Source organism: Segatella copri (assembly GCF_003465495.1).
GTDB lineage: Bacteria > Bacteroidota > Bacteroidia > Bacteroidales > Bacteroidaceae > Prevotella > Prevotella copri_G.
The window spans coordinates 22,024-31,138 of record NZ_QSAV01000005.1; the positions used below are offsets into that span (position 1 = coordinate 22,024).

A 9,115-nucleotide genomic window follows, 5' to 3' on the forward strand; every position below is an offset into this window, starting at 1 on the left:
CTGATAAATATGGAATATTACTTGTTTTTACTTTTTAGAATGCAAAAGTAGCATAAATAGTTTGAAGTTCAAAACTTTTTGCTTACTTTTGCAGCCGTAAAACAGAAAAAAGTATGGATATTAAGAACATCAAGAAGGAATGGAACGCCACAATACTCGATATATTGAAGGCATTCATCGACATCTGCAACAAGTATCACCTCAGATATTACTGTTGTGCCGGCACCGCCATCGGAGCCGCCCGTCACCACGGAATGATTCCCTGGGACGATGACATCGACGTACTGATGCCACGCCCCGACTACGACCGTCTGCTCGAAATCGCCAAACACGAAGACTTTGGCAAATACGAGGTAGTAACTCCCTACAACAACGAGTCATACCCTCTGTATTTCTCCAAACTCGTGAATCGCGAAACCACCCTTATCGAGGAGAAGGAGCGTCCTTGCATCATCGGTCTTTACGTAGATATCTTCCCTCTTGATGCCACCGACGATGACCTGGAAACGGCAAAGGCGCTGTATCGCAAATACTCTAAGACCATCAACCGTCTGAATGCCGTAACCACCCACAATATTTTCTTTGAGTACATCTCCCTGCTCCTGCACAAGGAAACCTGGGGCCGCTTTGCCATCAAGACGCTCGCCTTCTTCTGCCGCAGCAAGATGCGCCACCGCCTCATCCAGCAGATGGACGAGATGAGTCACCGGTATGACTTCGATAAGGCGAAGAACGTATTGGTGAATACGGGTTCCTACCACTACAAGGAGATTTTCCCGAAGGAATGGCTCGGCAAGGGCAAGGAATTCCCGTTCGAGGATACCACCGTCTTGCTGCCGGAGCAGGCTGATACCTATCTGCGCCACTTCTTTGGCGACTATATGAAGTTTCCACCCGTAGAACAGAGAGTAGAGAAACACCTTCGCTACTATCTGAACATGGAAAAGCGGGAAACATGGGATGAGATTAAAAGAAAGCTTTAGCCTTCCCTCACTTCCTGCAAGGTATGTCCGAAACCTTCTTCTACATCAAAGAGCGGTTTCCAGCCTAAAGCCTTGAGTTTATCCGTACTGAAGGTTGCCTTGGTGATAGGCGTGGTATTGCCCTGCTGCGCATCCGCCTCAGGAATATCAAACACCACCTTTCTATCCGCTTTCCGGGCTATCAGCTCTGCCAGTTGGCGGATGGAGATATTCGATTCTGAATGAGCCACATTATAGGCATTTGCCCTCTCGCCATCCAGCAGGAGGCGCAAGATGGCATGGGCGGCATCTACCACATAAAGCCAGGAGCGGAAAGCCTTACCCTTACTCTTCAGGACGATATCCTCACCCTTCAGAACATTGCGGATAAACTGGGCATACACCCTATTGTCACTCTCCGTAAAGCCCGGACCGTAGGTATGACTCAGTCTGGCTATCACCACATCGGCATCATACTCTGCTCCGTATGCCATGCAGAGCGTTTCGGCAGCACGTTTGGAAGATGGATAGCAGGCACGCACCGATGCACAATCCACATAGCCGCTGCTCTTCTCGGTAAATTCAGAGCCATCGCCCTCGCCATAGATTTCACCCGAAGAGATATAAACCATGCGCTGCATGCGGTGACTCAATCCATATTCCAGCAGGTTGGATACGCCGTTGATGTTTGCCTTCATCACCTCTACAGGGTTCTGCTTAAAGAAGTTAGGACTCGCATTGCTGGCTGCATCGATGATGTAATCAGCGCCCTCAGCCAACTCATTATAGACTGGTTCCCCTATCATCCTGTCCATGCTCTTGATGACAGGCTGGGTAACGTCTATCTCTGCAAAGAAGAAAGATTCATCCTCCCAATAGGCAGCAAATTTCTGTCGGGCACGTTCCTTGTTTCTTCCGGCTGCTATCACCTTGTAGCACCGGGCAGGATTCTGCATCAGCACATCAACCACACAGCCTCCTACCAATCCTGTAGCACCAGCCACAAGAATGGTCTTGCCATGCAGACGCTCCAATTCCAAACCTTCCCGGAAAAGGCGCGCAATATCTTCCTTATATGGTGAATTTCCTATCATAACATGTTTATTTTAACCAAGCCTCAGGCTGAACCTTCATCAGTGCCTTCAGTATCTCCAGATCCTCAACGGTGGTTATCTTGATGTTCTTCTCTGAACCAGGCACGATATGCATCTGTCTGCCTCCCAGTTCTGCCATCAGGGTACAGGATGCCACCGAATTGGTGATGCCCTTCTCCTTAGCCTCTTCGTGGGCTGCTATCAGATTGCCCAAACGGAAGGTCTGGGGTGTCTGGGTACGGATCAGTTTGTCGCGCGGAATACTGGTGTTGGTCGTAAAACCATCTTCGCTCTCCAGGATAGCCTCTCTACATTTGATACCCGTAATGGCATAGCCATACTTCTGGCAGATGGCGATATTGGACGAGATGATGTCTTGCGACAAGAGTGGGCGCACGGCATCATGCACCAGCACCAGGTCGTCATCACCGCATCCCGCCTCTTTCAAGCCATAGATACCATTGTGGATTGACTCCTGACCATTGCTTCCGCCAGGGAATATCCATTTCAGCTTGGTAATGCAGAACTGGTTGGCATACGACTGCAGTACCGTTTCCCAACCTGCCAGACATACCACAGCAATACCCTGAATATCAGGATGCTTCTGAAAAGCCATCATCGTATGGATGATGATAGGACAGTTGTCTACATGCATAAACTGCTTTGGGATGTCCTGTCCCATTCTATTGCCAGAACCTCCGGCTATGATCAATGCATAGTTCATATTCTCTATCTTTAAATTGATTATTTCTGAATGATTCTCCCCGGATTCCCTACCACGGTAGCCCCGTCGGGAATATCCTGGAATACCACAGCACCGGCGCCTATCGTCACGTGGTTGCCGATATGGATGCCGCCGAATACCGTGGCGCCGGTATAAATCTTCACGCCATTTCCTATGGTAGGTCTGCCGCCCTTGCCGTTGCCCAGCGTCACCATCTGCAGACAGTAGAAGTCATCGCCTATGCTTTCTGCGTTGAGATAGGTGGCATAGCTGTGCTCCAGATGCGCACCCTTCCCGATATGCGGACACCAGATGGTCATCGTACGCTCGGGAGGCAACAGCCAGCTGATGAAAACCGAACGGTATTCGCCCATGCGGTAATAAAACAGATTGCGGAAACTCCTTTCGCGGGTGCATGCCTTAATCAGGTTGAGCACCGTAGGCTTCCTGTCCTGCACCTTCAGCAGGTCGGCATCTATCTCCTTCTTATGGAGCAGATACAGAGCAATATGCGGCAACATGCGCACCGCCGAAGCTGACAATATGATGGTTTGTACTATCGGATTCATGACTCTAAATCTTGTTTTAACATGGTTGCAAAGATACAAAAAATAAAGCAACTAGCATGCTTTTATCCGAAAACAATTGCTCTTTTCACTAAAAATAAGATAATAGAACAGGGTTTGTAGATTTTTAGTCGGTTTTATTGCTAAATAATGTGAATTAAATAGCTTTCCATACAACTTTTCCGTACCTTTGCACAAAGTTATATATAACGATATTATAGAAGAGGATAAAACAGAACATTATGAAGAGGATATTGATTGTAGAAGACGATTTGGCATTCGGAACAATGATACAGACTTGGCTCAAAAAGAAAGGATTCGATGTAGAAAGGGTAACATCCGTAGGCGCTGCCATCAAAGCGATGGGAGCCGGCGATGCATTCCATCTGGTTCTTTCCGACCTGCGCCTGCCCGACCATGACGGACTGGTATTGCTCCAGCATATCAGAAAGTCCGATGCCCACCTGCCTTTTATCGTAATGACTAGCTATGCAGAGGTTCAGAATGCTGTATGTGCCATGAAATCGGGTGCTACCGATTACGTGGCTAAACCCTTCCATCCCGAAATCCTCTTAGAGAAAATCCGTGAGGCTATCCAGTCGGCTGCTTCTGCGGTTTCAGCCCCTCAGCGTGCGGAATCTGCCGCCATGCAGGATGCGCCCCAAGAAGAGCAGCAGGGCGCTACGGAGGTTCCTAGATATATAAAAGGTGAAAGCGAGGCTTCCAAACAGCTCTACGAGTTCGTTTCGCTCGTTGCCCCAACCCCGATGTCAGTGCTCATTCTCGGAGCCAGCGGCACCGGAAAGGAATATGTGGCGCGCAGCATCCACGAACAGAGTCTGCGCAAGGACAAACCTTTCTATGCCATCGACTGCGGCGCCATTCCTAAGGAGGTGGCAGCATCTGAATTCTTCGGATATAAGAAGGGTGCCTTTACCGGAGCCGAACAAGATAAGAAGGGTGCCTTCGAGATAGCTAACGGCGGAACGGTTTTCCTCGATGAGATGGGAAACCTCAACTACGAAGTACAGGTGCAGCTCCTCAGAGCCTTGCAGGAGAGGAAAATCCGTCCGCTGGGCAGCACGCAGGAGATTGATGTGGATATCCGACTCATCTGTGCCACCAACGAGAATCTGGCGCAAGCGGTAGCCGAAGGCAAGTTCAGAGAGGACCTCTATCACCGCATCAACGAGTTTACCATCTACATGCCTGCCCTCAAGGACAGAGGTGCCGATATCTTCCTCTTTGCCAACCTCTTTATCAAGCACGCCAACCAGGAACTGGGCAAGAATGTGCTCGGAATGGATGCCAAAGCCTCCGAAATCATTGCCTCATACGACTGGCCGGGCAACCTGCGCGAACTGAACAATGTGATGAAGCGCGCCACCCTGCTCGCCCGTGGCAAGTATATCGGTGCCCAGGAACTGGAGAAGACGATGGCACAGACCTCCACCGCCCGACCGCTCAATATGCAGCTGCACAGCGAACAGTCGGAACAGGAAAGCATCACCGCTGCCCTGAGAGCCACCCACGGCAACAAGAGCAAGGCAGCCCAACTGCTTGCCATCGACCGCAAGACACTCTACAACAAAATGAAGAAATACGGCATGGAGTAAAACATGCCACACCCCGATTCCCCAATATATTCCACACTATATTGGGGAATTTTTCTACACCTTTTCCCCACTTTCCCCACATCCCGTTTCTGGCACGAAACACCATCAACCCTGATTATCAGATACTTAACCAAATTCATCGATTTTTGGCACGCCTATTGTGATATTATTTAGCGAACTCGCAAATGAGTTTCAACAAGAGAATTAATAAACAAATAATATTCACAATTAAAAAACAAAAGAATTATGAAAAAGTTAGTATTTGCAGTTATCGCAGCAGTAGCAATGGTATCAGTTAGCAATGTATTTGCAGGTAACAGAATGGTAAGCGTTGCAGGTTCAGAACCAGTAGACACAGTAGCTCCTGCCGACACAACAGCAACACCTGTTGAGACTCCAGCAGCAACAGTGGATTCAACCGTAGCAAAGTAAATCCACCTTCAGAAAATAGTAATTACGCGTCGCTTTCAATGAAACAGGAGATAGATGACCAGATTTTGGCATTTATCTCCTGTTTTCGTTGGTTTATATCGCATTTTTGATTAACTTTGCACGCAAATAGCAAAAAGACTCAAAACATTAAAAGATAAGAAGATGCAGCAAACAAACGTTCCTTTCAAGGTAGCCCTGGGTTACATCATCGTCGCCATCGTACTGATTCTGGCGATAGGGCTGGTATATCGCAACACCACAACCGTGCTCGCTATCAACCAGGCAACCCGCGACTATATCGAAAAGCGACAGGCAGCCGACAGCACCATGTCCAACCTGCTCAAGGAGGAACAGACCAATCTGCAGCAGCTTACCCGCGCCATGCAGGGCAAGTCATCCCACAACTATCTGCATGAGAAGATGAACAGCCTCAACAGTGGCGAAGATTCCGTTGTCGTGCATTCCAAGGCACCCAAGACTCATGTGGCAAAGAACACCACCGTAGAGGTGATGAAAACCCGCAAGGGCTTCTTCCGCCGCCTTGCCGATGCCTTCAAGAAGGAACATGCCGAAACGCTCAGCATCAGACGCGACAGCAACCAGGCTGTCACCGACACCCTCTCTACCCCGGTCAACTTAGCCGGAAACGTAGCCGATATCCTGGAACAGATTGACCGCAAGGAGAAGCAGTCTACGCGCGATAACCACGATGCCATCAACCGCGAGGTGAGAGACCTGCAGATAACCAATGCCCGCCTCGCCCTGCGCTCCTCCCAGCAGCTCAACGATATCCACCAGCGCGAACGTCAGGCGATGCAGCAGGCTATCAACCAGGCGATGCAGGCGCGCCAGAATCTGCTCTGGCAGATAGGTCTGCTTGCCATCGTAGCCATCACAGCCGCCGTCATCCTCGTCTATTACATCTACCGCGATACGCAGAAGGAACGCATCTACCGCGAGAATCTCGAAGAGGCTAACGAGGAAATCAGGCGCATCATGAACCAGCGCGAACGCCTGCTCCTCACCATCACCCACGATATCAAGGCTCCGGCTGCCAGCATCTCGGGCTTCATCGACCTGATGAAGGATTATGTCGACAACCCGCAGGGCATCTCCTGCCTCAACAGCATCAAGGGTTCTGCCACCCATCTCTCCCGGCTCGTTGCCGCCCTGCTCGATTATCACCAGTTGGAAAACGGACTGATGAAGCTGAACCCTGTAGATTTCTCGCCTGCCGACATGTTCCGCCAGTGTGCCGGAGAGATGCAGATCCTGAGCCAGGAGAAGGGATTGGAACTGCATCTGGAGCTCGATGGCATCAGCAGTCCGCAGACCTACTACCGTGCCGATGCCTTCCGTATCCGTCAGATACTCAACAACCTGGTTAGCAATGCCATCAAGTACACCGATAAGGGCAGCGTCACCATCCAGGCAGCCATCAATCCCCAGCACCTCCTCACCTTCTCGGTAAGGGATACCGGCAAGGGCATGACCACCGAAGAGCGCCAGAAGGTGTTCCAGGCGTTCACCCGTCTGAAGAGTGCCCAGGGCATCGAGGGCACCGGTCTCGGGCTGAACATCACCCAGGAACTGGTTAATCTGCTTCAGGGCACCCTGCGTCTGGAATCCGTCAAGGACAAGGGCAGCACCTTCACCGTCACCATTCCGCTTGCCTTAGATACCGCTCCTGCAGCAGAAGAGTCAGAAGAGCAGAAGCCCCTCGCCCCAATCAAGCCCCATTTCGAAAATCACAAGATACTGCTGCTCGATGACGACCCGTTGCAGCTCCGTCTGCTTCAGGAGATGCTGAAGAAGCTGATAGGCGACAGTTGGCAAGTCTTTGCCTGTCTGCATGTAGCCGAGGCGCTCACCGTGCTCCACAACGAGCATCCTGCGCTGATGATGATGGATATCGAAATGCCCGAGATGAACGGCATCAGGATGATTCAGCACATCAACCACAGCCACATGAAGGTAGTAGCGATGACCGCCCACGATGCCAGCATCATCAGAGAGTTGAAAGAAGCCGGTTTCGACGATTGCCTTTTCAAGCCGTTCAGCACAGAGAAGCTGAAAGAAATCCTCGGTTTGGAGGATGCAGCATCAGCAGCAGAGGATATGGCAGAGAAAACATCATCAGCAGCAGAGGATATAGCAGAGGAAACCAATAAGAAATCCCGCTTTGCACCCCTTCTGACCTTTGCAGAAGGCGATCCGGAGGCAGAAGCCGAGATACTCAGCACCGTCAAGCAGGAGTTGTCATCCCATCTCCAGAACCTCCAGCAGGCAACAGAAGGCGAGTTATCAATAGAAGCCATCGGCAAGACAGCCCACAAGCTTCTCCCTATCGCCACGATGATAGAGATGGAGACCCGACAGTACATCGCCGCCCTCGCTCCCGAGCATATCAGCGATCTGTCAGAATCTCAGATAAGAGCCTACACCCAGGCCATCATCGCCGACCTGAAGACTATCCTCTAGCTCTCAGCTGTTGTATCTCTTCCATCGACAATCCTGTTATTTCCAAGACTGTCGATGCATCCATTCCCTTTGCCAGCATATTCCTGGCAATCTCAAGGCTGCGCTGGTTCATACCTTCTTCTCTGCCTTCTTCTCTGCCTTCTTCTCTGCCTTTCTGGTATCTGTCATCCAGAAGGGTTCTTTCAACACTTACCGAATCCCAGAACTTGTCGTAGGCTCTGAGTTCGGCATCTGTAAAGCCGGAAATCTCCAGCTCCTCTACGGCTTTTCCAATCTCTGGGTCATTTAGCAGGTCGGAAGGAATATCCTTCGTATTGGAATTGATTTCCGTAAGGAAACGAAGCCACAAGACCATCATGCGCTTGTCGGCAATGGAATGAGGAGTGAACTTCGGGAGTTCAATGAAGGTGAAATGCAAGCCTTCAATGACCTTATTACTGTCCTTGTCATGCACGATGCGGTAATTATGGATGAAATCTGGAGTATCATGCACAAAGATATCATTCACAAGATTCAGGGAATATACGGGTTGCAGTTCGCTGTATTTGCCTCCCTTTTTAGCCTGACTCACATAGAGTTTGGATGCATTGAACAGTACTCGCTGCTGGAATGCGTCAGACCATTCCATCTGCATCTCCACGCAGAACTTCCTGCCTCTAGTATCTGTACAGAGTACATCCACTATGGTGTTTTTGCCCCCTTCGAGCTGGGGTACAAGTTCTGTTGGCAGATACTTTATTTCGTGTATCTGCTCCTCTTCGCTGAGCGGCAGGAGGGCGTTCAGAAGACTGATCAGTCTTTTAGGATGATTGCCGAATATCTTCTTGAACGTGAGGTCTGCCTTAGGATCTAAATACTTCATAACCATCTGTTTTAAAATTCTATAGCGCAAAGTTACGACTTTATTTTTATTCGCACAAGAGTTTTAGACTTTTTTTCAGGCAAAATGAGCTGAAATGTTGAAAAAAAAAATCTTTTTCCTCCCGTATTACGTATAGTGTAAAAGATGTAAATGTATATATATAATATACTTGGTATAGTATAGGGAAGGAAAATCTGCACCTAACTGTCTGATATTCAGTAATATATATTCAAGATTCTCCCTGGTAGTCATTCGGGCATATCAGAAAACACATGATTGGCCCTGATGGTACCTATTATTGGCTCTGGTAGTCATCAAAAAAAGGTAATTTGCCCTGGTAGTCATTGAGCGCTTAAATGAGGTAAACAAACGATGTAC

General features: G+C 49.4%; 8 protein-coding genes. 4 read left to right on the plus strand and 4 right to left on the minus strand.

Features of this window, described 5'->3' with window-relative positions; all coding sequences use genetic code 11:
- Positions 1–113: 113 nt before the first annotated feature.
- Complete coding sequence (locus DWV53_RS02275) at positions 114–983, plus strand: LicD family protein (RefSeq protein WP_118151398.1); 870 nt, start codon at positions 114–116, stop codon at positions 981–983.
- Here the strand turns inward: DWV53_RS02275 and DWV53_RS02280 are convergent.
- The 3 genes from DWV53_RS02280 to DWV53_RS02290 are packed head-to-tail and all read right to left on the minus strand — an operon-like array spanning position 980 to position 3,349.
- Complete coding sequence (locus DWV53_RS02280) at positions 980–2,056, minus strand: NAD-dependent epimerase/dehydratase family protein (protein WP_118151400.1); 1,077 nt, start codon at positions 2,054–2,056, stop codon at positions 980–982. The two genes, DWV53_RS02275 and DWV53_RS02280, sit on opposite strands and share 4 nt — an antisense overlap.
- A 7-nt stretch (positions 2,057–2,063) precedes the next feature.
- A complete protein-coding gene (locus tag DWV53_RS02285; protein ID WP_118080252.1) occupies positions 2,064–2,780 on the minus strand; it encodes an IspD/TarI family cytidylyltransferase in 717 nt (238 codons plus the stop codon).
- A gap of 20 nt (positions 2,781–2,800) precedes the next feature.
- On the minus strand, positions 2,801–3,349 hold the full coding sequence (locus DWV53_RS02290; protein ID WP_181992390.1) for a serine O-acetyltransferase: 549 nt from the start codon (positions 3,347–3,349) through the stop codon (positions 2,801–2,803).
- 239 nt (positions 3,350–3,588) lie between these two features.
- On the opposite strand from DWV53_RS02290, the gene DWV53_RS02295 reads away from it, so the two are divergent.
- The 3 genes from DWV53_RS02295 (at position 3,589) to DWV53_RS02305 (ending at position 7,875) form a co-directional block, all read left to right on the plus strand.
- Positions 3,589–4,962, plus strand: coding sequence for a sigma-54-dependent transcriptional regulator (locus DWV53_RS02295; protein WP_118151402.1), 1,374 nt, complete (start codon positions 3,589–3,591; stop codon positions 4,960–4,962).
- Between the two features lie 246 nt (positions 4,963–5,208).
- Entirely contained in the window at positions 5,209–5,394 is a 186-nt protein-coding gene (locus DWV53_RS02300; RefSeq protein WP_118080249.1) for a hypothetical protein, read from the plus strand.
- Positions 5,395–5,556: 162 nt separating this feature from the next.
- Positions 5,557–7,875: an ATP-binding protein gene (locus DWV53_RS02305; RefSeq protein ID WP_118151404.1), complete on the plus strand. Its 2,319-nt coding sequence runs from the start codon at positions 5,557–5,559 to the stop codon at positions 7,873–7,875.
- On the opposite strand, the gene DWV53_RS02310 is transcribed toward DWV53_RS02305, so the two are convergent.
- The gene (locus DWV53_RS02310; RefSeq protein WP_118151405.1) at positions 7,865–8,743 is read right to left on the minus strand and encodes an Rpn family recombination-promoting nuclease/putative transposase; all 879 of its coding nucleotides are present in this window, start codon (positions 8,741–8,743) and stop codon (positions 7,865–7,867) included. The genes DWV53_RS02305 and DWV53_RS02310 overlap by 11 nt on opposite strands.
- Positions 8,744–9,115: the final 372 nt, after the last annotated feature.